General features: G+C 36.6%; 13 protein-coding genes. 3 read left to right on the forward strand and 10 right to left on the reverse strand.

All coding sequences use genetic code 11. From position 1 onward, the window contains the following. Window positions 1-79: 79 nt before the first annotated feature. Both I8T81_RS19060 and I8T81_RS13105 read right to left on the reverse strand, forming a co-directional pair. Window positions 80-8,551, reverse strand: coding sequence for a putative Ig domain-containing protein (locus tag I8T81_RS19060; protein ID WP_198071395.1), 8,472 nt, complete (start codon window positions 8,549-8,551; stop codon window positions 80-82). A 231-nt stretch (window positions 8,552-8,782) separates the two neighbouring features. Beyond that, complete coding sequence (locus tag I8T81_RS13105) at window positions 8,783-9,550, reverse strand: hypothetical protein (protein WP_198071396.1); 768 nt, start codon at window positions 9,548-9,550, stop codon at window positions 8,783-8,785. Between the two features lie 216 nt (window positions 9,551-9,766). Here I8T81_RS13105 and I8T81_RS13110 point away from each other — a divergent pair, with 216 nt between their 5' ends. Further along, window positions 9,767-10,393 (forward strand): glutathione S-transferase family protein, encoded by a 627-nt coding sequence (locus I8T81_RS13110; RefSeq protein ID WP_004702752.1) that lies wholly within the window; start codon window positions 9,767-9,769, stop codon window positions 10,391-10,393. A 14-nt stretch (window positions 10,394-10,407) separates the two neighbouring features. On the opposite strand, the gene I8T81_RS13115 is transcribed toward I8T81_RS13110, so the two are convergent. The 5 genes from I8T81_RS13115 to I8T81_RS13135 form a co-directional block, all read right to left on the reverse strand. Next, on the reverse strand, window positions 10,408-11,187 hold the full coding sequence (locus tag I8T81_RS13115) for a Rossmann-like and DUF2520 domain-containing protein (protein WP_198071397.1): 780 nt from the start codon (window positions 11,185-11,187) through the stop codon (window positions 10,408-10,410). A gap of 102 nt (window positions 11,188-11,289) precedes the next feature. After that, the gene (locus I8T81_RS13120; protein WP_198071398.1) at window positions 11,290-12,708 is read right to left on the reverse strand and encodes an OmpA family protein; all 1,419 of its coding nucleotides are present in this window, start codon (window positions 12,706-12,708) and stop codon (window positions 11,290-11,292) included. Window positions 12,709-12,921: 213 nt separating this feature from the next. Beyond that, window positions 12,922-14,157 carry a dihydroorotase gene (locus I8T81_RS13125; protein WP_068935954.1) on the reverse strand — a complete coding sequence of 412 codons (1,236 nt, stop codon included), beginning with the start codon at window positions 14,155-14,157 and terminating at the stop codon, window positions 12,922-12,924. A gap of 12 nt (window positions 14,158-14,169) precedes the next feature. Beyond that, a complete protein-coding gene (locus tag I8T81_RS13130) occupies window positions 14,170-15,186 on the reverse strand; it encodes an aspartate carbamoyltransferase catalytic subunit (RefSeq protein WP_004702756.1) in 1,017 nt (338 codons plus the stop codon). A 123-nt stretch (window positions 15,187-15,309) separates the two neighbouring features. After that, complete coding sequence (locus tag I8T81_RS13135; RefSeq protein ID WP_151741674.1) at window positions 15,310-15,654, reverse strand: hypothetical protein; 345 nt, start codon at window positions 15,652-15,654, stop codon at window positions 15,310-15,312. Window positions 15,655-15,882: 228 nt separating this feature from the next. On the opposite strand from I8T81_RS13135, the gene rlmKL reads away from it, so the two are divergent. Continuing rightward, complete coding sequence (gene rlmKL, locus I8T81_RS13140) at window positions 15,883-18,087, forward strand: bifunctional 23S rRNA (guanine(2069)-N(7))-methyltransferase RlmK/23S rRNA (guanine(2445)-N(2))-methyltransferase RlmL (protein WP_019458144.1); 2,205 nt, start codon at window positions 15,883-15,885, stop codon at window positions 18,085-18,087. Between the two features lie 24 nt (window positions 18,088-18,111). Here rlmKL and I8T81_RS13145 read toward each other — a convergent pair whose 3' ends face one another. Beyond that, window positions 18,112-18,528 (reverse strand): hypothetical protein, encoded by a 417-nt coding sequence (locus I8T81_RS13145; protein WP_004702759.1) that lies wholly within the window; start codon window positions 18,526-18,528, stop codon window positions 18,112-18,114. Between the two features lie 266 nt (window positions 18,529-18,794). Here I8T81_RS13145 and I8T81_RS13150 point away from each other — a divergent pair, with 266 nt between their 5' ends. Further along, on the forward strand, window positions 18,795-19,283 hold the full coding sequence (locus I8T81_RS13150) for a CinA family protein (RefSeq protein ID WP_198071399.1): 489 nt from the start codon (window positions 18,795-18,797) through the stop codon (window positions 19,281-19,283). Between the two features lie 56 nt (window positions 19,284-19,339). On the opposite strand, the gene clpB is transcribed toward I8T81_RS13150, so the two are convergent. Both clpB and I8T81_RS13160 read right to left on the reverse strand, forming a co-directional pair. Next, entirely contained in the window at window positions 19,340-21,919 is a 2,580-nt protein-coding gene (gene clpB / locus I8T81_RS13155; RefSeq protein WP_019458146.1) for an ATP-dependent chaperone ClpB, read from the reverse strand. A 322-nt stretch (window positions 21,920-22,241) separates the two neighbouring features. Continuing rightward, the gene (locus I8T81_RS13160) at window positions 22,242-26,150 is read right to left on the reverse strand and encodes a Dyp-type peroxidase (protein ID WP_198071400.1); all 3,909 of its coding nucleotides are present in this window, start codon (window positions 26,148-26,150) and stop codon (window positions 22,242-22,244) included. Window positions 26,151-26,271 lie beyond the last annotated feature (121 nt).

Below are 26,271 nucleotides of genomic sequence, written 5' to 3' on the forward strand. Positions count from 1 at the left end.
ATGCCTTTTTTAATCTTTTAGATAAATGAACAATTTAAGATAAAGACCAAAAATAATTTTGGTCTCATCGCCCTAATTTTTAAATAATAACTTGCTGGTTATTAATTAGATCATTTAAATTAACGTTTGTATTATTCAATGTTAACAACAATGAACTACTATACGTCGTTCCTGCACCATCCCTATCAATATATAACTGTGTATTTGAACCACTCACAACAGTTTTTATAAATGGTTCCAAACTAATAAAGCTATAAGTACCAGAATAACCAATTAACAGATCACCAATATCAATTTTATCTGCATTTGTATTTGATGTGGTATTACCAATAGTGAAATCAGACCAGACATCTGTACCATTTCCACCCAGAGCATCAGATTGAACTAATAATTGATACAGTGCTGTATCAGCACCAGTTCCGCCGGTAAGCTGATCATTTCCACCTTGTCCATCTAAAATGTCATTACCAGCTCCACCATTTAAAGCATTTACTCCACTATTACCTGTAAGAGTATTATTTAATGTATTACCTGTTGCATTGATGGCTGTTGAACTACTTAAAGTTAAATTTTCTAAATTACTGCCTAATGTATAAGTAATAGAGCTCAGAACCGTATCTATACCTTCACTAGCATTTTCTGTAACAATATCGCCAGAGTTATCAATTACATAAGTATCATTACCTAAACCACCAAGTAACTTATCAGCTCCTGCTCCTCCATCCAGATAATCATCACCTGCGCCACCAGTTAAAGTATTAATTGCACTATTACCAACAAGTACATTATTGAGCGCATTACCTGTACCATTAATTGCTGTTGATCCAGTCAATGTTAGATTTTCAAGATTATTACCGAGAGTATAAGTAATTGAACTAAGAACAGTATCTATCCCTTCACCGGTATTTTCCGTGACAATGTCACCTGTATTGTCAATAACGTAAGAGTCATTACCTGTTCCTCCTAATAATTTATCTGCCCCAACTCCTCCATCCAGATAATCATCACCTGCGCCACCAGTTAAAGTATTAATTGCACTATTACCAATAATCACATTATTGAGTGCATTACCTGTACCATTAATTGCTGTAGTGCCTGTTAAGGTTAAATTTTCCACATTATTTACTAATGTGTAAGTAACACTACTTTGGACAGTATCAGTTCCTTCATTCACACTTTCACTAACAACATCCGCAGTACTATCCACAATATAAGTGTCATCACCTTTTCCACCGTACATTGTGTCGTTACCCGTACCACCATTTAAAGTGTCATTACCTGCTTGCCCATAGAGAATATCATTACCTGCTTGTCCTGTTAGGGTGTCATTTCCTGAAGCTCCATATAACGTATCAGCATTGCTTGTTCCATTTATTGTTTGATTTTGAACAACAAATGTTAGCTTAAACACATCAGAAACTGATTGGTTAGCAATATCTTTGACTGTAATTTTAATATTTAGCGGCATTGTGTTATCAGGTGAAGTACCACTCAACACTCTCGTAGTTGGGTTGAAACTAAGCCAAGATGGTAATGGAGAGCCATCTTCTAAGGTAGCCGAATACGTTAATGTATCACCATCAGGGTCTTTGAATGTTGTTGCAGGAACGGTATAGCTAAATGCTTTAGCATCCGTCACGCTTTGATCTGCAATTGCATTTAACAATGTTGGAGCTTGGTTCGGTAAACTAACTTTTAAATTAAATGAGGTGGCAGTACTATAACCATACATATCTGTTCCCCAATAAAAGAACGATAAGTTGCCAGTCACATTAGTAGGAGGAGTACCAGATAAAGTTTGTGTTGCAGTATCAAAACTTAACCATGATGGAAGAGATTGATATTGTCCACTACTATCTTTAGTCGTTAAAGTAATTTTATAACTCAAAGAATCCCAGCTATCCTGATCAACAATAATATTATTAGCAAATTTATAGCTAAATTCAGTTCCCTGATTACTTGTAATTAATGGTATAGCTGCATTAACAGTTGGTGCATGGTTTGTTAAGGCTCTATTAACTAATGTGTTAATATCATCACCTCCCCAAATCACTCCAGAATCAAAATTAATCTGATCCATCTTATAGGTGGTATTTTCGGTATCTGCAATATAATAATTAGAAAGCCAAATATGATCATTTGTACCTTTAAAACTAAGATATACGCTATCGCCATATTTTTGAGCAGATACATCATTAGCTGAATAACCTTGAATTTTTAATATATTTACAGCATCAATATTATCTTCAAAGCTGTAGGTATCTGTACCACCACCTCTGTTAAAGATATAAGTATCATTTCCGGCTAAACCATCAATATAATTATCTTGCTCATTTCCAACAATGATATTATCAAGATCATTACCAAATCCTGTTTTAGCATTACCTTTTAAAATAAGATTTTCGATGTTATTTTCTAATATTTTATAACTATCTGTTAAAACTGGGTTTCCATTTTCATCTTGACTAATAAAGCGTGCATCTTCCCAACGTTCAAGAGTATCTATACCACCATCAACATCTTCAACAACCAGGTCTCCGTCTATAATGTAACTAACACTATTATCATCAGTTTCAATGGTTTCGGTTATATCAACAACATAATAGTCATTACCCATACCCCCTTGCATATAGTCACTACCTGCACGACCGTCAATATAGTTATTACCACTATTGCCAATTAATTTATTATCAAATTCATCTCCATAGGCATTAATATTCTGGTTACCCAATAATGTAACAGCCTCAAAATTATTTAATGCAAGATCAAAATTTTTAGCAATATAAATTGTATCGTAACCACCATTTGTATCATTTTCTTCATAAGTATCTTGTTCATCCACAATAAAGATATCATCACCTAACCCTCCTATCAGATGATCTGCTCCATCCCCACCATCTAAATAATTACCTGATTTTCCAGCAACAAGAGTATCATCACCATTACCGCCATAAACATCACCACTTTCTATAGATATATAGTCATTGCCTTCACCACCATATACTTCACCTCTTCCACCTCTAATAATATCATTTCCAGCACCTGCTATTATATAATTATTCCCTTGACCTATAGTTATTTGGTCATCACCATCACCACTTTCAACTTTATTATTTCCACTACCAACATCTATTGTGTCTGCTCCACTTCCTGAATAAATGGTATCATTCCCACTTTGAGTTAAAATAATATTTTTGCCATTTCCTGCATAAATTAAATTATTTAAATTTCCAAAACCATCAATTATATTATCACCATCATCATAAATAGATTTCACATCGCCAATAGATGAAATAAAATCTGTTAATTTAAATTCAGTAGCTAGATAATGACTATAAGTGGCATTAGTATGATAAATATCCTCACCATCGATTCTAATATTCATATTTTTATATAAACTTAAATCACTAGCTGCGTTTATATTTTTTAATCCAAAAATAAACAAATCATCCTTCATGAGAGTAAATTTTTTAGAATGATAATCATAAGTTGCTTGAAGTAACGGCCTATTATTTAATGTGTATTTATATTCTGTATGTCCATTATTTTGAGATATTAATTCAGCAGAACTGCTATTTGGTGAGCGAATAAAAACATTACCTACTAATGTAAAATAGATTTGTGAATCAACATTTATAACCCCAAGATAGTCTTCATCTTCAATCCAAGTTTTTGTACCTAATTTTAAATTGTATGAATCATAACCCAACCCACCAAATAAATTAAATTCTGATTGAGAGTATGAATAATTTACTTGGAATGAATCATTACCACTTCCACCATAAAGATAATTTAATAATTTTCCACCAGATAAATTATCATTACCATCACCACCATACATGATATTATTAAACTCAGCAGAGCCACCCAAGTAATTATCACCACCATCTCCTAGTTTTGTTATTGTTATTGACTCATTCAACTTATCTTTTGTTAGAGTCAAGTCATCAAACTGAATTTCCTTGATATTCCCTTTCGATATAAAATTAGAAATTGTAACTAATGAACTTTCATTATAATGAATATTTAAATCATCTTTCACCACTTCAATTACTACATCTTTTGAAGTTATTCCATTAAACTTTAATATACTATCATCCCCATCATAGATAGTATTCTGTTGACTAAATATATCAAACAAATAAATATCTTCCCCATTTCCTCCTTCTAAAATATTATTACCTTTTCCTCCACTTAAAATATCATTATCATCTCCACCGTATAATTTATCATCACCATCTCCACCGTAAAGCACGTCTCTACCAATATCTCCAAAAAGTTGATCATTGCCAGTGCCGCCCTCGATAATGTCATTTCCATCGCCAGCTTCTAAATAGTCATCATCCTCTCCACCTTCTAAATGATCTTCACCAACACCACCGAAAAGTTGATCATTGCCAATGCCCCCTTTAATGATATCATTACCATTTCCACCTTTAATGATGTCATTTCCATCACCACCTTCAATAATGTCATTTCCATCACCACCTTCTAACTGATCATCACCTTCACCACCTTCTAACTGATCATCACCTTCACCACCAAAGAGTTGATCATTACCAGTGCCCCCACTAATAAAGTCATTGCCAGTATTCCCCTCTAACCTATCATCCCCTTCATCGCCAAAGAGCTGATCTGAACCACCAAGACCTTTGATAGTGTCATCGCCAATTCCACCATAAACAATATCTTCACTCTCAGAGCCTGTTGTTTGATCATTTCCTCCTAACAAGTGATATTCATTGGCCTGATATTGCCCATACGAAACAACATTATTTCTAATCTGTTGAATATCAACAATGTCACTTAAATCGGAATTTTCATAAATTAAATTATCATCTTTAATATAACTATTAGTGAAAATTAGATATAACCCTTGGATTCCATGCCAAGAGGTATTCAAAATTTTATAACTTAATCCTTCACGTTCTTTTAAATAGGTATCAAGATGAATAACATAATCATTCCGAATTGTATTATTTAAATTTGTATTTATATTATATTCATTACGATTAAAATGAAGATATTGATTATAACCACCCGTAACGTTGTTTCCATATTCATCTGTGACAATTCCCCCATCAATTGTTGGTTGAGTTTCACTATCATCAAAAAAAGTTAATTTAAACTGGGGTAAAACAGCATCAGGATCTTGACTTATTGTTGGACTAATAAGACTAACTGCATTATTATAATGATAGATATTTATATTTGAAAGATTAAAATTTCCTTCTAAATAAAAGTGATTTTCTCCAGAACTATCTAAAATATTAATTTCCGAATCTCTTACTTGAATATAGTATGTATCATTTCCCTCGCCCCCAGCTAATTGATCATTCCCTTCATTACTTATAAAATTATCATTGCCTTTTCCACCATAAATAATATCATCTCCCGCTCCTCCATCTAAAATATCATTACCATCAAAACCCAATAAAATATCTTTTCCACTTCCACCATAAAGTTGATCATTACCATCGGAAGTACGATCATCAGTTACATCACCTACAAGGTGATCATCTCCATCACCTCCATATAAAATATCCGAACCACCATCACCATGGATATTATCATTACCAGCATCTCCATAAAGCGTATCATCACCGTGATATTGTCCATCTAACTGAGTATTATCTCCTTCTATATAGTCGCTACCAACTCCCCCATAAATAATGTCAGAACCTCCATCCCCCCATAACAGATCATCTCCTAAACCACCGTAGATTTTATCATTACCATGATATTGAGAATCTAGAGCTGAATTATCCCCAGAAACCCTATCATTTCCCTTATCCCCATAGATTTCATCATCTCCACCATCTCCATTAATCTCATCATTACCATCATCCCCATGAATCTCATCATTTCCATGATATTGTCCATCTAAATCCGAATCATCTCCTGTAATTAAATCATCACCATCGCCTCCAAAAATGTAATCTGCGTTACCTTGCCCCAAAATCGTATCGTTACCATCTCCACCATATAAAGTATCTTCGCTATGGTATACACCATCTAATGAAACATAATCTCCTGAAATATGATCGTTTCCGCTTCCACCCTGAATTATATCTTTTCCACCATTCCCCCATATTTTGTCATCACCATTACCTCCAAATAATCTATCATCGCCATGATATTTTCCTTCTAATGTCAGGTGATCTCCCAAAATTTCATCATCGCCATCATCCCCATAAATTTCATCATTACCTAAGTTTCCTAAGATCTTATCGTTTCCTGCACCGCCATAAACTAAATCATCACCGAAACGATTATAATTTTCAGATTCAATTGGTGGAGCAAACTTACCTTCCAAATCTTTTAAATCGGCTTCGATAATATCGTCGCCTTCACCACCATATAGGGTATCTCGCTCAAGCCCACCCACAAGCTCATCATTTCCATTACCGCCTATTAGCTCATCACTTCCATCCCCACTATATATGGTATCGTTATTATCACCACCATATAGATAATCACTGCCATCCATTCCATAAATAGCATCATCTCCTTCTCCACCATATAGAAAGTCTTTATCAGATGAACCCAAGATAATGTCATTTCCTAGACCGCCATAAGCAATATCACTTCCTGCGTAGCCATGACCATAATTTAAAGCTTCTATAAAGTTATAAAGATAGTATTTACCATATTGGCCTGTATAATAAATATCGAAAAAGGGGAGAATCTGCTCTGTAGATTTCCCTAAATTATTATATATATAATATGAAAATTTATTATTCTTATCTAAATCCAGCTCAAAATTAAAGTTTAAAATATTATATTCTTTATTTAACTCTGTGGTCCCAATATTTGCACTTCCAATTTGATTTAATAAGGGTTCTTTTACTGTATCCAATCTATTTGAGGTCATAATAATATCATTACCAGCACCTCCATAAACCTGATCTCTACCAATTCCAGAAAATATAATATTATTATCTTGTTCTGATGTAGTTACTCCAGCATAAATAACATCATCCCCTTGGCCTGTAGAGATTAAGTCATTACCATCACCAGCAATAATGACAGCATTTTCATTAGTAGAATGAATAAAGTCATTTCCTGCAAAACTTGCCACATAACGTTCACCAAAAATAATATTATTACCGTCTGTTCCAAAGGCATAAATCGAGGTATCAGATGGTGGAGTACTATTATTCTCTAAATCACCAAAATTGAGGCCTAACTCACCATTATTAAAGTATTTTACAGTAATACTTTTATTATCATTTTCTTTACTAATTACTATTTTTTGTGTTGTCGTTACACCATCGAAATCATCGACTAACGCTATCGTGTATTGTCCATCAGCACTTTTCCAAAGTTTATTATTAATTTTTTCACCAACAGATAGAACTACACCATCTATTTTTATTTGACCATTACCATCTAAATCATAGATGGTATCGTATCCATATTTTCCATCAAAAATATAAGTATCATCACCTTTCTCATCAACTAAAATATCATCTCCTTCTCCGCCATCTAAAATATCATCTCCTTCTCCGCCATCTAAGTGATCATTATCCTTTCCACCGTATAAATGATCATTATCAAGTCCACCATAAAGTTGATCTCGATTACTACCACCATAAAGTTCATCATCTCCTGTCCCACCATAGAAACGATCTTTTGTACTATAAGATGAATGATATAATCCAATGAAATTAGAATTTGTCTCTAAACCATATATTCTATCATTTCCCCCCAACCCATAGACATAGGAGACATCTGTACCAGGCTCAACTGATAATATATCGTTTTGATCAATCTTATCTTGATCACCAACAGCCCAGTAGTTATCTTCACCAAAAAAACGATTTAAAGCATAATGAGCTGCAGACCCAACACCACCTAAGGATAATCTAGCCAGCCATTCTTCAGCATCATTCGAATAATCAGATACATCTTTAGTTTGCTCAATTTTTAATCTTAATTCTGGATGAATCAATAACTCAGAACGAGTAATTAAATTATTATTTTTATCTAAATAAATTGTTCCATGGCTAGCCTCTGTAACCCAATCTACTAGTACCAAACTATTCAATAATGCATCTGGACCTGTGCCTTCAGTTTCTGTTATTTCCTTCCACTTTTGGTTAACAACATCAATACCAAAGTTTTCAATAATTTTCATGGGTGTTTCTAATGTCCAATAATTAATATTTAAACCATTAGCATTAAAAACCTGCATATGAAATTCTCGTATTTTTGGAAAATCTATTTCTTCATTAACAAAACCTCCATTATTAATTGCCTTTTCCAGCAAAGCATTTAAATAACCATTAAGCATCCCAACTCGAATTTTTTCAACGGTTCCAGCGCTAATCGTTGTCCCAAAGCGATGAGCTGTCTCCTGCATAAAATCCAATGCTCCTGTACCTGTTATAGTATTACCGGTTGATACACCAAATGCCCAACCAGCATAACCAAAGCCTATATTATTTAGTGCATTATAAACAGCAGGAACAGCATTAATACCTTGTGTCAGTATTAGTTCTTGATAATCTTTAATTTGCTTAGTTGTTAAATTTTGGATTGTACTCATATGATTTCCCCTTTTTAATCATTAATTAGATTTAATATTTTTTAATAAGGTTTCTGATTTTTGCTAATTAAATACTAAAACTTAAAATAGATATTAAAAGAAAATTTAAATTCACTTTATAATTAAAAGCTCTACCAATTCGCATAAAATCTATTTATTAAAAAACATTCCCAACTTTAGTTGGGATTTAATATGTCAATAAAATATTATAAAAAAAATATTTTATTTTACTTACAACTTTCTATTCTCGAGTAACTTATTTGGCCTTATTTTCTCTACTTCATTAAACAAACTAAATGTCTGATTCATATAATTTACAACACCAGATATTCGTTCAATATAATGCATAAGCTCAGGAGTTTTTTCTGCTTGAATTAACTTAACTGATCGTGATGGATCAAAACCATCAAACTGGCAGTAAAATAAAGGGGCACCACGTTTTAATATTAAATCCTTTGATGTGTCGTGCCATTCAAACGCCCACATTAATGGTCTAGGCCAAATATGAATTGGGAAACGTCCACCAAAAATAGTTCCAGGTAAAGGATTTTTACGATAATGTGCAAATGCATCGAGTTGAGTTAAATACACGACTTCATCAGCTATAAAACAGTAAGGCAATTTAAGTTGGAGAATTGGCACTTGGGGTGTCCGCCATTCATTTTCATTTACCAACGTTAGCAACTCGCGTAATTTATTGGCTCGAACAGGTGACTGGTCGCCTAATACATTAACTAAAGTCGGTTTTCCGTTTGCATCTCGGGCGAATCTTAAATGAAAATCAAAAGGACAATTCACCACGAAGTAGCGACTTTCAAGTTGTAATACCGCAGGACAGCGACTCGCTGACTTCGCATGCTTGGTTTCAGATTTTGAACGCATTCGATAAGGTGGTTCATAAAGTAATGCAGACGTATCATCTACCAGAAACCAACCTACTTGGATTACGCCTTCCCCTATGATCTTGTCTTGATCATCAATTGTAAAATTAAGAAACATTAAGAATTTATATTTTCATTTTCAATACATTATTTTAACACCAACTATACAAAACTGTCTGTATATTTCTAGCGCAACAGAATGATAAATATCAAGAAAATTATGCTTTGATAAGCGCTCTTTGTTCACTTATCTTTTTTTATTATTAAATCTTAAAAAATCAAAGAATCTGTATTACATTCAATTTACTGAAACTCACCATAGTCAGAAAACAATATGTTAAAAATTTTAGGGCGTGATAACTCCATTAATGTTCGCAAAGTCTTATGGCTATGTGAAGAATTAAATCTTGAATATGAAAGAGAAGACTGGGGTAGAGGCTTTCGCTCTGCTCAATCACCAGAATATTTACAATTAAACCCAAATGGTCAAATTCCTGTTGTTTTAGATGGTGATTTAGTTCTTTGGCAGTCCAACAGTATTATACGTTATCTCGCCAATGCTTATGATAAAGAGCATAAGCTTTACCCTACTCAAGCGAAAGAAAGATTCTTTGTTGACCAGTGGCTTGATTGGCAAGCGATCGAGCTAAATAATAGTTGGACTTATACGATTATGTCTTTGCTTAGACATTCACCAAATCATCAAGATCCAGATTTATTAAAAAAAGGTATTGATAATTGGAATCACCATATGCAGATTCTTGACCAACAGCTTGCAAAAACTCAAGCCTATGTTGCAGGAACTGAGTTTACCTTAGCCGATATTCCAATTGGTCTATCTGTACAGCGCTGGAAAGCCACTCCTTTTGACCATCCAACACTTAAACATGTCGACCAATATTTTGAACTATTAAATCAGCGTGCTGGCTTCTTAAAATGGGGAAATAACGGCGAACCTTAATTTTAAAATCAGTTTTAGTCCGAGTGATGGTGTTTCACAATGCCATCACTTAAAAGTTGATAGACCTGTTTTAAATCATCTCGCCCTGCTTTAGCCAATAGATCCTCATGCATTGCCAAGATATTCTGATCTCCCCTTACTGCAGGCCCAGTTTGCATTTGTTTCGGATCGTTTTCAGTGGCTTTTTTTGCTGTTTCCACCATTAATGGGTAGAGCAAGCTAAAGTCGACTTGTTCTGCATCTACAGTCTGTTTAGCCATATCAAAACAGTAGTTACTAAAATTACAGGCAAACACAGCCGCTAAATGTAAAGTTAAACGTTGTTTTGAGGTGTATTCATACACTCTATTACTTAGGCTATTTGCCAAATCAGAGAGCATGGCTAAATCGACTTTATTTGTCGCCTCTACAAATAATGGTGTGGCTTGCCAATCAACGTCTCTTTCCAGACTGAATGTTTGCAAAGGATAAAACACCCCTGCTTTTTCATGAATATTACTGATAACTTCGATATTGGTACTCCCCGATGTATGGACCATAAGCGTTTCTGGGAATATCTCATGTACCTGCGTTGCAAGCTCCGCAATAGCGCTGTCTGAAACTGCCAAAATAATTAAATCAGTTGCTTGAAACTCTTGAAGAGACTGACATGCTTTTGCTTGAATTTTTTCTGCAAACTTCTGGGTTTTCTCAAAATCACGCGCGTAGACTTGGGCAATGTGATGCCCCTTAGCCAAAAGTGCCTTTGCCAAATGAAAAGAAACACGCCCACTTCCTAACAAACTGATTTTCATGTCAACCCAACAATATTGATCTCTATAAAAAAGCTTCTCAAAATGAGAAGCTTTTTTCAAATCAGAATTAAGTAAAATAAAGATTTCTTATAAATCTATTGATTATTGGGCTACTGAAAACTCAATACGACGGTTTTTAAAGCGACCTTCTTCAGTCTTGTTGTCAGCAACAGGGTTTTCTGAACCATGACCATGGGCAACAAGCTTAGAAGCATCTACTCCTTTAGAAACTAAGTAATCTACTACAGCTTGAGCACGGCGTTGAGAAAGTGCTTTATTGGCAGCAGCATTACCTGTTGAGTCAGTATGACCACCTACGTTTAATTTCACGCTAGTCACTTTATTTAACAGTGTTGCAGCTTGATCAAGAATAGCTTTGTTATCTGCAGGAATTTCACTTGAACCACTCGCGAAGTTAATGATTTGCAAGTTAAGAGCTTTAACTAAAGCATTTACGTCTACATTGTTCGGGTCAATTGAGCCTAACGCTGTTTGCGAAGCCGTTAAACTATTACTCACAGATTGCTCAGCTGTTGCAGGTGCTGTACCAACAACTTCAGTATGTGGCACCAACGCTTTTACCTTAGCAGTTAAAGCTTCTAAAGCTGCGGCATCACCTGCTTTCAATGTAATTTTGTCACCTACCCATTCTAAAGATGCATTTGGAACACCTTTCAATGCACCAAGTACACCTGCTAATGCATCTTTATCGGTAAATGCAGCGGCATAAGTCTGGCTAGTATCAACATCACAGTCTTTAGTCGCTGAAAGAACTTTCTTAACATGCATTTGCAAAGTTGCCAAGAAGCCCTGATCACCAATACCTGCCTGACATTGACTCACAGCGCCTTTGTCGTCTGTACTTAAAGTTAAAGTAGCAGGTGCAGCTGCTGCGGTTGCCACACCACTTGCAGGTGAAGTCTCAGGTACAGGTGTAGCTTCTTTATGCTGGCAAGAGCGCCACAACCAAGCGATTAATAAACCGAGAATAATCAGTGCAATAATGGGTAAAATTCCGCGAGATTTCCCTGTTGTTTCGGTTGCTGCTGCAAGCGGTGGTGCAGTTGATGTCGTTACTGATGATAAACCTGCACCAAGACCTAATGGTGCCAATAGTCCAACTGCCCATCCGGGTAGATATGAACGAATCGTTTCTGCATGTTGACGCAAATAGTTCACAATACTTTGTTGATCACTTCCGGCAACTTCAGAAATCGTATTGAGACTAGGTTTTATTGCACTATTGAGTGTACTTTCAATCTCGGCAGATGGCGCAGTACCGCTTAAATGAGTCAGTACAGTATTTTTAATTTGATCATTATGAGAAAAAAGATCGGATAATGAGGGAGCTAAACTATTTTTCAATTGTCCAATAAGATCAGGTTTAGCAGCTAATAATGAAAGTAAAATTGGATAAAACTTAGAAAGCGCGTTAGTTTTTTCGCCTAGGAATCCATCCTGATTATCTAATATTGTTGAAGATACTTTTTCTTTAAGCAGTTCTATAGGGTTTATCGACATTGTTTATTCTCCCGAATCTTATACGTCGTAACCAGCAATTTTTTGGTTATTCAAATACTTCTGTTTGCTGATAGTTTTTTATTCTAATGCGCTCGAAATCTTTTGTTGTTTTTTAAATAATTTATATACAATTTTCCATCTAGTATTTACAAAACAGGCAGATCAAAAAGATCTGCCTGTTTATATTTTGAATAAGTTTTTAGCCGTCGGAAACTACACAGCAAAAGTTTGTAGCACTTTACCAGTAAGGTTTTGACCCAGTAGTGGCGTATTTTTCCCTTGCGATAAAATAGTGTCTTTGCTTAAGGTCCAGCTTAATTCAGGATCGACCAACACCCACCCTGCTTCGGCTTGCCAACGTGTAGTCATGTTTGCTACTTGTGCAGGAGCACTTGTCACTTTGGTAACCCATTCAAGCGGCTCAAATAAGCCCTCATTAATGAGTTGGATACCTAGAGCTACATAAGTATCGAATGCTGTAATACCCGGTTGAGTTTCAGCAAATGGTGCCATTTTCGCTGAACTGCTTAATGGTTCGTGATGCGTACAAATTGCATCAATGACACCTTGTTTTAAACCTTGCCGTAAAAGTTCTTTATCTTGCTCAGAACGTAATGGAGGACGAACATGGGCTAGCGAGTTGAAGCCATCAGTTAATTGCTCAGTTAAATGTAACTGATGCATTGCTACATCGGCAGTGACAGGCAAGCCTTTTGCTTTTGCTGCACGAATTAATTCAACCGACGCACCGCAAGACAACAAGCCAAAGTGAGCTTTGACACCTGTCGCTTCAATCATAAGCAAATATTTTGCAATTGCTACAGTTTCAGCAATTGCAGGAATCATTGGCAAACCTTGACGCGATGCGATAAAACCTTCATGAGCACATCCGTCTTTAGCAAGTTGCGGTTCTTCAGCATAGAACACGACTGTTAAACCAAGACCAGCCGCATACTCAAGCGTGCGAACAACAACATCATCATTTTCAAAAGCAGCATTCGCATTTGAAACAGCAGTACAACCACCCTTTTTAAGGCCAGCCATATTTGCTGGTTGCTTACCATTTAAGCCTTGAGTTTGAGCACCGATAATATGCATATGGATACCACCATCAAGCCAAGCTTTTTCAACTAAGCCATGAATGAGGGCGCCATTGTCTTGAACAATTGGCTTTGAGTCTGGAGGGGTAATGACATGCAAAATACCATTAGCACGTGCAGCCTTCCCTTCAGACTTAAGTGTACCGTGTTGTTGTTGACCCGGTTCACGCAAACGTGCGCACAAATCAACCATAGTCGGCATTAACCATTTGCCTTGCCCATCAATGGTTTGTTCAACTTGGTCAACTGGTGCAACCAACTTACCGTCTTGAATATATACAGTTTGTACGCTGTCTGTTTTTTGGATTGGGTCTAACACACGTACATTTTCAATTTTTACAATACTCATGTGATCCATTCCTTACAACGCAATTGCTTCAATTAAACCTTGTTCTTGAAGTTGCCCTTGCATAGACAACGCCAATACAGCCATACGAACTGCAATACCGTTAGTGACCTGTTTTAAAATCACAGACTGGTCACCATCGGCAATACTCGAGTCAATTTCTACACCACGGTTCATTGGTCCCGGATGCATAACAATACAGTCTGGTTTAGCTAAACTTAGGCGTTCTTTGTTTAAGCCATACATTCTGTAGAATTCAGATTGCGAAGATAATGCTGGTGAATCAATACGTTCATTTTGAATACGTAGCGCAATAATCACATCACAACCAGTAACACCTTCATCCATGTTATTGAACAAACGAACATGGTCACCGTATTCTGAAAAACCAACTGGCAATAATGTATTCGGTGCAATCACACGAATGTCTTTACATCCAAGAGTTTGAAGTGCAGCCACATCTGAACGTGCTACGCGAGAGTGCTTAATGTCACCAATAATAGCAACACTCAACTCTTCAAATGGTTTTTTGGTTTCACGGCGAATGGTCAGCATATCAAGCATCGCTTGCGTTGGATGAGCATGACGTCCATCTCCAGCATTAATAATTGCGACTTTTGGACATACATCTTTAGCAATGAAATGTGCAGCACCCGAAGATGAATGGCGGACTACAAAAATATCGGCAGCCATTGCCTCAAGGTTCCAAAGCGTATCTCGTAAAGTTTCACCTTTAGATGTACTTGAACGAGCAATATCAATGTTCAGCACATTGGCAGACAAACGCTTTGCTGCTGCTTCAAAAGTAGTACGAGTACGGGTGGAGTTTTCAAAGAAAAGATTCATCACCGTCCGTCCTTCTAAAAGCGGGCGGTTGATTAAATTATTATTATCATCTAAAAAGCTTTGCGCGGTATCTAAAATCTTAGTGAGGTTTTCTTTTGAAAGGCCCTCAATCGTTAAAAAATGTTTTAAATTTCCGTCTTGATTGAGCTGAACCTGGCTCGGCTGATGCAACGCTGCAATATGCATAATGGATTCCTATGGGTCGAATCGCGAAAACGTGCATAGTGTAGCTGAATTCCAGCTTTTTCGCAGAAGAACTTTACAGAATAAGACCCTAAATTGACCAGAAAATTTAGGGTCGCGCAAAGATTACCTTAAAGCACCAATATAATGATGTGGAACTTGTGCCCGATAAATATCTTCAGCCGTGATTTCTGTTTCTTCGCTCAACTGAACGTTGTTAGCGATTTGTTTTTGAGGAAGCTCGGGTATTGAGTCAGTCAATGAGTTTAATCGCTCAACAAAACGTTTTAATTCATCGTCATCTGTTTCCAAGGCAAGCGCTATTACATACTTTGCATAATCTTTATTTTGGACTACATACAATGCATCTATGACTCGTCCCGTGACTCTACGCATACGTACATATATTTGTGTAGAGATTGAAAAAGCTTCCGCATTGGTTACAAAACCATTCCCCATCATATCTTTCATTTATATTCCCCTATGCTTTCAAATCATAAAATTGGTTAAAAACCATTTAATAAATAAGCTTTACTCATAGAGGTTTAGCAAAATACATACCAGTTTATATATTTTAAGCTTTAAAAATCAGTTTATTGGTTGCCAAGTGATAGGTTGCAATAATTTAAAGACCTTTACACATCAAAATAAGTTAAACTTTGCATCGTTAATATTTATATGTTTTGGTCAATTGAGTTTATGAATACCTCTTTACGTTTAAACCACTATTGGATTACTTGTGCTGATGGTTTAGAAAGCCTCTTACAAGAAGAAATAGAACAGCTTGGCACCAAAGTGACAGAACGTAAAGCTGGACGTTTAATCATTGAAGGAACGCTTGAGCATGCTTATCGTATTTGCATGTGGTCACGTCTCGCTTCTCGTGTTTTACTTCCAATTCATACTTATGAACTTGAACACACACATGATGCACGTGACGTAGCAGAAGAGCTTTACGAAGGTGCAATGAGCTTTGACTGGTCACTTATTTTTGCACCACAAAGTACCTTTGCTATTCGCTTACATGCAGAGCGTGAAATTAAAGTTAATACCCAATTTGCAACGCTTCGAGCAAAAGATGGTGTCGTCGATTCCTTTATGGAAGCTGTAGGTCGTCGCCCAAGTATTGATACTAAACAACCAGAAATTACCTTATATGTGCTTGCTGGTAAGACCGAACATACTTACTGTCTAGATTTATCTGGTGACTCATTGCATAAACGCGGCTACCGTCGTTACATGACAGATGCACCGATTAAAGAGAACCTAGCTGCCGCAATTTTACAAAAAGCTAAGCTTAAAGAACGTAATCCAGAACTTGTACTCGACCCAATGTGTGGTTCAGGTACATTTATCATTGAAGCATTAATGATTTTAACTGACCGCGCACCTGGTCTTGTTCGTCGTTTTGGTTTTAATGGCTGGCATGGTCATGACCGTGAACTTTGGCTTTCGCTCAAAGCTGAAGCAGCAGAACGTCATGAGAAAGCGCTTGAATTACCTCTACCTAAATTTTATGCCTACGATGCTGACTGGGAAGCGGTAAAAGCAACACGTGAAAATATTATTGCAGCGGGCTTTGAAAAACTATTAAGCGAAATTCAAATTGAAGAACGTACTTTAGCTGACTGGCCAGATTTTGCCGCTGAAAAGAAAACAGCTTTTATTGTAACTAACCCGCCATATGGTGAACGTTTAGGTGATAAAGCATCAAACCGTTCTCTTTATTTAGGTCTATCTGCACTTTTACAAAAACATTTCCCAAATCAATATGCCGCTATTATTGCAGCTCAAATTGAACAAGCGGATGTATTAGCTTTTGAAGCGCCTGAAACTTTACGTTTAATGAATGGTAAGTTACCAATTTACATTCGCTTCGGTGCAATCAAACCAGAAAAAGTAACACAGCCATTTTTAGCAACTTGGCAAGCTCAACCCGTGGAAATAGAAGAAGCTCAAGACTTTGCTAACCGTTTGCAAAAAAATATGACTGCCTTAAAAAAATGGGCTACTAAAGAAAATATTTATTGCTTACGCTTATACGATGCCGACTTACCTGACTTTAACGTCGCTGTAGATTTATATGGCGATCGCTTACATGTTCAGGAATATGCTCCACCAAAAACGATCGATCCTGAAAAAGCAAAAAAACGTTTTAACTTAGCGCTTGCTGTAATTCGTGCTGTGACTGGTTTGAACCGCGATGCGATCTTTATTAAAACACGTGCTCGTCAAACAGGAACTAATCAATATACGAAACAAAGTACAGCTTCAAAACGTTTTATCGTTCAAGAAGGTAAAGCTAAAATTTTAGTGAACCTAACCGACTACCTCGATACAGGTTTATTCCTTGACCACCGTCAAATGCGTTTACGTATTGCTCAAGAAGCTCGTGGTAAACATTTCTTGAACTTATATAGTTATACCTCTACAGCAAGCTTACATGCTGCTTTGGGCGGTGCTGCTAGTACCACAAGTGTCGACTTATCGAATACTTACTTAGGCTGGTCAAAAGAAAACTTCGTTTTAAATGGTTTAACTGTAGATCATGCAGATGAACAACACATGTTCTTTGCAAGCGACTGTTTTGAATGGTTAAAAGAAGGTCACGAACAATATGATCTTATCTTTATTGACCCACCTACCTTCTCTAACTCTAAAAAGTTCTATGGTACTTTCGACGTACAACGCGACCACGTTTCTCTTATTAAACGTGCAATGAACCGTTTAACAAGTGAAGGTACACTTTACTTCTCGAATAACTATCGTGGCTTCGAGATGGATGAAGAGATTGAAGCACTATACGACGTTGAAGAAATTACGTCTGAAACGATCGGACTTGATTTTAAACGAAATCAAAAAATCCACCGTGCTTGGAAAATTCAGCATCTAGGTCTGAACTAATATAAATTTGGCGAGAAGTTATTATTACTTTACGGTAATGATAACTTCGCCACGTACATTTTTTGGCTCAAATTCATAACGTGTAAAACGATCTGCCCGATCTGGTAATGCAACCATCTCTAGTTCTTTCTTTTCTTTAATATCTATTACCTGATTTTGTTTTTGTTCCTGATAAGGTGATAACACACTCGACCTTAATGAATTCCAGCGAACTTCTTGTAAATAGTTATCTCCTAATTCTTTTCGAGCTCGATGCTGTTCTTTTTCAGGCTTCTTGGCATCATCTTGGGCTTTAGCAATAATAACGGGTAAAGATGCGGTTATCGCTCCTGTCTGAGTCGAAAGCGCACTTTCACTCATGGGTTGAGCAGCCCAAGTATTTGATAATAATACAGACATACCGCTTAAAATTATTAGCGCACACCCTTGCTTATTATTCATTACCTACTTCCTAAAATTGTTATTGTTTGTTATATCGAATAAAACTAGCAACTTTTTAACCTTGTCGCAATGTTATAAAGAAACTTCCCGATAATTAGCATTGATCATTTTAAAATCAAAATATATCAGAAGTATTTCGTCACTATTCAATAGTTTTATAGATTGTTATCTCAGACTTGAAGGGTACCTTTAAATCACTTACTGTAATTTTATAATTCATTTGTATTTGATTTTATTTATAAATACACACCATACGAGGTGAAATAATGCTCCAGCAATGCTGCCAATTATTAGAAGATCTTCAACTTAAAGTTGCATTTATTGAAAGTGCCAGTTCAGGCTACTTAACCAGTCAGTTTTCGATTCACAAAAATAGTGGCGCTGATATTTTACTAGGCGGTTTGGTTAGTTATGACCCCAGCATTAAAATTAGTATTTTAAAAGTCGATCCAAATTTAATTAATATGTACACAGCTGAATCGCCACAAGTTACAGAAGAAATGTGTAAGCAGGGTCAAATCTTATTTCAGCAAGCGGATATTATTGTAAGTTGTACGGGTTTACTCAAACATGGTGGAAGTGAAACCGCAGAAAAGCCTGTAGGTACTTTTTTTATCTGTATTTCTTACAAAAAGCGTATTTATCATTATCATTATTTTTTATCTGGCCATGCCGAACAAAAACTAAAAACTCTCACACAAAAAGTAGCAGACTCAATTATTACGCTTATATCATCTAATCAAAATAAAATTTAAATATAAAAAAAGAGAATATGTTTCCATATTCTCTTTTCGGTTTTAGCAGAAAGAGCTTAGCTCAGTTTCATCTTATCAAAAACTAAGTGACCATGCTCGCCTTTAACTAAAATAGTGTCACCTGCGACAAAATCACCCGATAAGATTTTTTGAGCTAATGTGTTTTCAACCTGTTGTTGAATTGCACGTTTTAATGGACGCGCTCCATACACAGGATCAAAACCAGCATCGATCAATAAATCAAATGCACTGTCATCAACATTCAAGCTCATATCACGATCAACCAGACGTGAACGTAAACGATCTAACTGAATATCCGCAATACCACGAATCTGCGCTTTCTTGAGTGAGTGGAAAACCACAAGCTCATCAATCCGGTTAATAAATTCCGGACGGAAATGCTGACTTACTGCATTCATCACGACTGTACGTACTTCGTCATCAGTTGCACCATCACCTAGCTCACGTACATCTTGTGAACCTAAGTTTGATGTCATCACAATAACTGTGTTTTTAAAGTCCACTACTCGACCTTGTGAGTCGGTTAAGCGCCCGTCATCCAATACTTGTAGCAAGATATTGAATACATCTGGATGCGCTTTTTCAACCTCATCAAACAACACCACACTATATGGTTTACGACGAACAGCTTCGGTTAAAACACCACCTTCTTCATAGCCAACATACCCTGGAGGCGCACCAACTAAACGGCTGACAGAATGTTTTTCCATGAATTCACTCATGTCGATACGAATCATGGCATCATCACTGTCAAACAAGAAGTTAGCTAAAGCTTTAGTTAACTCAGTTTTACCTACACCCGTTGGACCTAAGAATAAGAATGATCCACTAGGACGATTCGGGTCAGATAAACCTGCACGTGAACGACGAACTGCATTCGATACAGCAACGACTGCTTCATCTTGTCCAACAACACGGTCATGTAAAAACTCTTCCATATGAAGAAGTTTTTCACGCTCGCCTTGCATCATTTTAGCAACCGGAATACCCGTTGCAGCACTAACCACTTCAGCAATTTCGTTTTCAGTCACTTTAGTACGAATGAGTTTTGGTTCTTCGTTTTCTTCAGCAACTTCGTCTTGCTCAAGTTGTTTTTGAAGCTCTGGAATTACACCATATTGCAAACGTGCCGCTTCAGCCAAATCACCTTCACGCTGAGCTTTTTCAAAAGCAATACGCGCTTTATCAAGTTCAACCTGAGCTTGTTTGGTACCCTCTACTAGAGTTTTCTCAGCCTTCCACACTTCTTCAAGATCGTTGTATTCTTTCTGAACTTCAGCGATCTGCTTTTCAAGATGAGTAACTTCGGCTTTACTGCCTGCATCTTCATCTTTTTTGACCGCTTCCAATTGCATTTTCAACTGGATTAAACGGCGGTCAAGCTTATCAAGTGCTTCGGGTTTAGAGTCAATCTCCATTTTAATACGAGAAGCTGCTTCATCGATCAAATCAATTGCCTTGTCTGGTAATTGACGATCTGTAATATAACGATGAGACATTTTCGCCGCAGCAATAATCGCTGAGTCTAAAATTTGCACACCATGGTGAGTAGCATATTTCTCTTTTAGACCACGTAAAATCGCAATGGTATCTTCTACACTTGGCTCATCAACCAATACTTTTTGGAAACGACGCTCTAAAGCTGCATCTTTTTCAATGTATTGGCGGTATTCGTCTAAAGTAGTCGCACCCACACAGCGTAATTCACCACGAGCCAATGCAGGTTTTAACATATTCCCTGCATCCATCGCACCGTCGCCTTTACCAGCGCCTACAAGCGTATGCAGCTCATCAATAAACAGGATGATTTCGCCTTCGTGTTTCGCCAAATCTTTTAAAACAGCTTTTAATCGTTCTTCAAACTCACCACGATACTTCGCACCAGCAAGTAACGAACCGAGGTCGAGGGATAAAACACGTTTATTTTTTAAGCCCTCTGGCACTTCGCCATTCACAATACGCTGTGCTAAACCTTCAACAATAGCAGTTTTACCAACTCCTGGCTCACCGATGAGTACAGGGTTGTTTTTTGTACGACGTGACAAGACTTGAATGGTACGGCGAATCTCATCATCACGCCCAATAACTGGATCAAGTTTTCCAGATAAAGCCCGCTCAGTTAAATCAATCGTATATTTATTAAGTGAGTCACGTTGGTCTTCGTGATTATTACTCATGACTTTGTCACTACCTCGAATATGTTCAATTACTTTGCGTAAGCTGTCAGGAGTTACACCTACGGCACTTAAAATATTTTTCGTTTCGCCAGTTTCTGCCAAGCCCAATAAAACCCAGTCAGTTGACAAAAATTCATCACCCGCTTTTTGCGCATATCGATCTGCCAAGTTAAGCGCTTTAACTGCTTCTGGGTTTAAATTGACATCGCCTGTCGGATTCGCAATAGTCGGAGCATCTTTTATAGCTTGCTCAAGCTTTTGTTTAAGTTCAGGTAACCGTGCACCTGCTTGTTGCAACAAGCTAATATTTGAAGGCTCTTCTAATAAGGTACTCAAAATATGAATACCTGCTATAGCGGTATGGTCTTTACCCATCGCTAAAGATTGAGCATCTGAAAGGGCTTGCTGCAAGCGGTTTGTAAATTTTTCAAAACGCATTCTTGTTATTCCTCACAACAAATTTGTACTTGTCTAATAGATGGGAACACTTTTTCGGATTTCAAATAAATTTTTATATATTTTTCATAATGTTATTAAAATAACAATAAGTAAAACTCCATTATAATATGGGTTTATGAATGATCTATTTCAAGTATATTTTGTATAATTTTTAAGAGAAAACAAAAACGTGATATTTCTTCTGAATTTTTATCATAAATGGTAATTTTAAAGCCATAATATCTTTATTAATTATCGTATTTAAATTTAAAAAGATTGAAGGCAATCCCTCACTTGAGAGACTGCCTCATCAGATAGCTAATCAATTATGCCATTGATGGAACGGACACTTAGCTTGCTCTGTTTTTTCTTTTGGAATATCTGGCGTAGAGATTGGACGACGCTGATGCTGTTCCTGAATGATAGGAAATACCGACGTAAAGAAGTTTGACCAACCACCAGTACGTACTCTTAACAAATTATATTGCTCAGGTGATGTTACCGCTTGAGTAAATGTTTCTGGGTTAGCGACCGTGATCGTTAAAATATTAGATGACCCACCTTGGCTGAATTGTTTCAATATCTTGATCAAATCTTTAACGCCAAAGTCTTCACGAATATTAAAGTCTGTAGGTGCACCATCAGCCATTAAATTTGTACCCGTACCATCAAAACCTTGCAAAGCCCGACTGAATTCAGCGATTTGATGATCAACAACTAAATCTGCTGGACTTGGTGATGGACTTAAATCTGATGCTACTGTTGTACCTAAACGACGACCATCAGCGCTCGCCCCATTCCATGCCCCCATCTCCACATGATTTTCAAAAGTTCCCACACCAGGTTGAATCTGAATACCAAAAGGATGCTCTTCTGAACCATAACGTTCAGCTAAGCCTTTAAGACTTTGCGCAAATTGTGGCCATGGTTTTCTAAATGTTTCGACTGAAATTTCAGCAATCATTTGAACAATCTGATCGCCTAATTTATCGACTTCAGAGTTTCCTCGTCCATAACGCGGTTGTGCCAAAGCAATCTCTCGTAAACGCTTATAGCGATCAGCTTGTGCAGCGATACGAGCATGCCCAGCTAAATTACTAATGAATGGCTCAGTCATTTTATAACCCCAGTCACAGCACAAGCACTCTAGGAGTTCCGGTAATGTAGTTACCGCAGTTAATGGATCAAAAACCATTGCCTTAATCGCATATAGTGAATTAATGGTATTACTGAGCGAGATATAACACGGTCCATAAATATTATATTTAGCACCACCACTATAAAAATCCTGACCTTTAGCCAAACAGTCATCCATCAAAACATTTAGAATTGGAGATGGACAAATATCTGTATTGGCACCATAACCCAGAATTTGCCCATTAAATGCCTTGCGATTGAGCAATTCAAAATGTTGCTTATATAGATCTAATAGTTCTTCAAAACTATCTATCTGATCGGCAGGTTTCGTATTTAGTGAAACAGTTTGCCCAAACAGATAGCTTTGCCCAGCACTTGAAATTGTTCTACCCTGATTTAATGCACATTCCAAAGGCTGTAATGTCGAGAAACCACCTAATGAAAACCAGTTTTCACCAGGGAACTGAGGTTCATAACAACCATCACAAGCATAATTTTGGGCTGAGCGAATATCGACTTTAGAATTCCAATTTGGCAAATTAGAGAGTGCATCCCCCCCTACACCATCTCCACTTTGGTGAAGACTAGGAATGAGTTTTTCATCATTTAATAAAATTGGATGGGCACCGCCAGATAAAATTGCATGCGCAGCCACTTCTAAAATTTCTTCTGGAATATCTTTGCGAGTTCTTAAAGACAAACACGGTGCATTTAACGGTAAACGGCCTGACGCACGAATGAATAATTTTGTGACCTCATTATAAGCTGGTTTGGTTTTAGAAAAATCTTCTTCACCATCTGCTACTGTACCACCAACTGTAATCTGTTGAATCCATTGCCCCAATGATGCTCCTTGAGGATAAGGTCCCGAACTACCACCCATTGCGAGATTACCAAAAGGTTGATGGTCTTCCATAAACATACGGTTCTGTTGTACTTTTTCGTCTAGCTTGATATAGAAGGCATCGATAATTTCCTGTGCTTCTTCAGGCGGAATCGCGTCTTTGTCAAGGAAAGGTTGCAACAGCTGATCCATACGTCCAAATGCTGTTGGTTCACCATTTAAATGCAAACAACTATGCAATGTGAAAATAAATTGAACTGCTTCAAGAAATGTGTCCGGTTTATCTTTCGATAACTTTTCCATTCGATGACCAATCGCAATTAAATTATCTCTTTCGAACTCTTGTCCTTTTTGCATCTGGTCTGCGACTTTAAATGCGAGCTTTGAATAATTTAAGAAATATTCAGAAATACCAACTAGTGCTAATCTCGAAGCTTCATAGAAGTCTTTTTTCTCTGGAGTCTGCGCATTGCTTGCATGTTTCGCAATTTCTTGTTGTAGACCAGCTAAACCTAAATCTAGTGCCTTTTTATAATTTGGAATAACATGCCCAACACCCGATGCTTCACTTAAGTTACGCAAAAAGCCCTGAAGACGTTCTTCTTCAGACAAATACTTCATGACATAACGACCTTCACCCAAGGTCAGATTCGGCATAGCTCCCACAATAATTTCATCTGGCATAATGCGATAAGTGTCCGATCCATAAATAACTTTACCTTCACATTCACGCCCAGTTGAATATGGAATGACTTCACCATTTTTTAATAAAATTTTCCGTCCGCGGAAACCATAGTTTTCTGATGAGAATAACTGCAAACTTAATCGGATAGCCCAACCTTTGCGCAGCATAATAGATAAACCCATAATATTTTCAGGCTTATCACTGATATCGAACTCATCAATATAATAATCTACCCCTTGTTCAATTTCTTCTTGTTTACGGTTGAAGTACCAGTTGTCTTGCCATAAAGAAAATGTATTTTCAAGTAAACTTAAAATACGATTAGAAGGTGGTTTAAAAAATTCACTATGGGGATTTAGCCCAGTTGCCATATTAAAAAGATAATTACTATGATTATAGTACATCAAACCATTATCTGAACTGTTCGTATAATGGCGATCAAATCGATTCCAATCCATACCTGGGAAAAAATTCCAGTTATCTTTATCTAATCGACTAAAATCATTTAAATATTCTGGTGCATCATCTAATGCTAAATCTTTTAAACTTGGAATATAAAATATTCCTCCCAAGTCTGAATGAAGGCTATTGAATAGACGGTCATTCATAAAGCCTTCTATTGCACCAATCTGACTTGCCATAACTTCTTCTAAAATGGCAGCAGTTTTTGCAAAACCAGCAAAATAAATTCCTGCTTCATCGGCTTTAGTTACCGATTTTGGCACTCTAAAACTTGAATTTGATTCAGCACGGCCAAACGGTAAACCTAGACGCAGAATAGGCGTGGTATTTCCATTTTCATCTTGTACACGAGAAGCTTTAATGTGCGAACGGCTATCACGGTCTGGAATAATTGTGTCGTCAGTTTTACGCCCAATCAAATCTTCAATTTGATCTTCTGACATCATGTTGATTTGATCCCAATTAATTAAAAACCTTTGAGATAAAACGTATGAGCCACCAAAATGATCAATATCTTCTGCACCAATTAAAGTATGTTTTGCCAGTGAAATTGGATCAGATGGATTATTTAAATTTTCAGAAAAACGACACCCTAAAACCTTACCATTGCGACCTGTTTTAGATTGTGAAGCAGTAACTTGACTAAATATTTCTTTAATATCTGAAGCTAAAAGATGCTCAATATATGTCTGTAATACTGTACACGCATCGGCATCATCGCTTTTTACATGCAACCAAATGTCACCATCCGAATTTTTAAAACTCCCATTCGAATCAGAGAAAACTTCTGAGACATTTAGATTCTTTTCTTCTGGATAATGTAATTGCATTCCCTTTGGTCGTGACAACTTATCTTTTTCACAAATCAGATCCCAATTGTCAAAAGATACACCAATTGCCAAAGTTGTATTTTTACTAGAAAGTGCTGGATTCTTATTAACCTCTTGACGCACAGCTATCATTAATTGTCGTATTTTTTCCCGCGTAATTTCTTTATTTAGCCAAACTGTACTAAAAATGGCATGGGGTGAAGGATAAACCAACCCACGTTGCATATATTTCCATATTTCAGTAAAACGATCTTCATAAGATATATTTAACATTATATTAGTTCCTTTAAAATTTTTATATAATAATTAAAAGTATGATTATAAATTTAATTATAAAAGCATTATTCATAATAAAATTTCAAATAACAAGATATTTAAAATCAAACAAAAATAG

The sequence above is a fragment of the Acinetobacter seifertii genome, from assembly GCF_016064815.1.
GTDB classification, from domain to species: Bacteria; Pseudomonadota; Gammaproteobacteria; order Pseudomonadales; family Moraxellaceae; genus Acinetobacter; species Acinetobacter seifertii.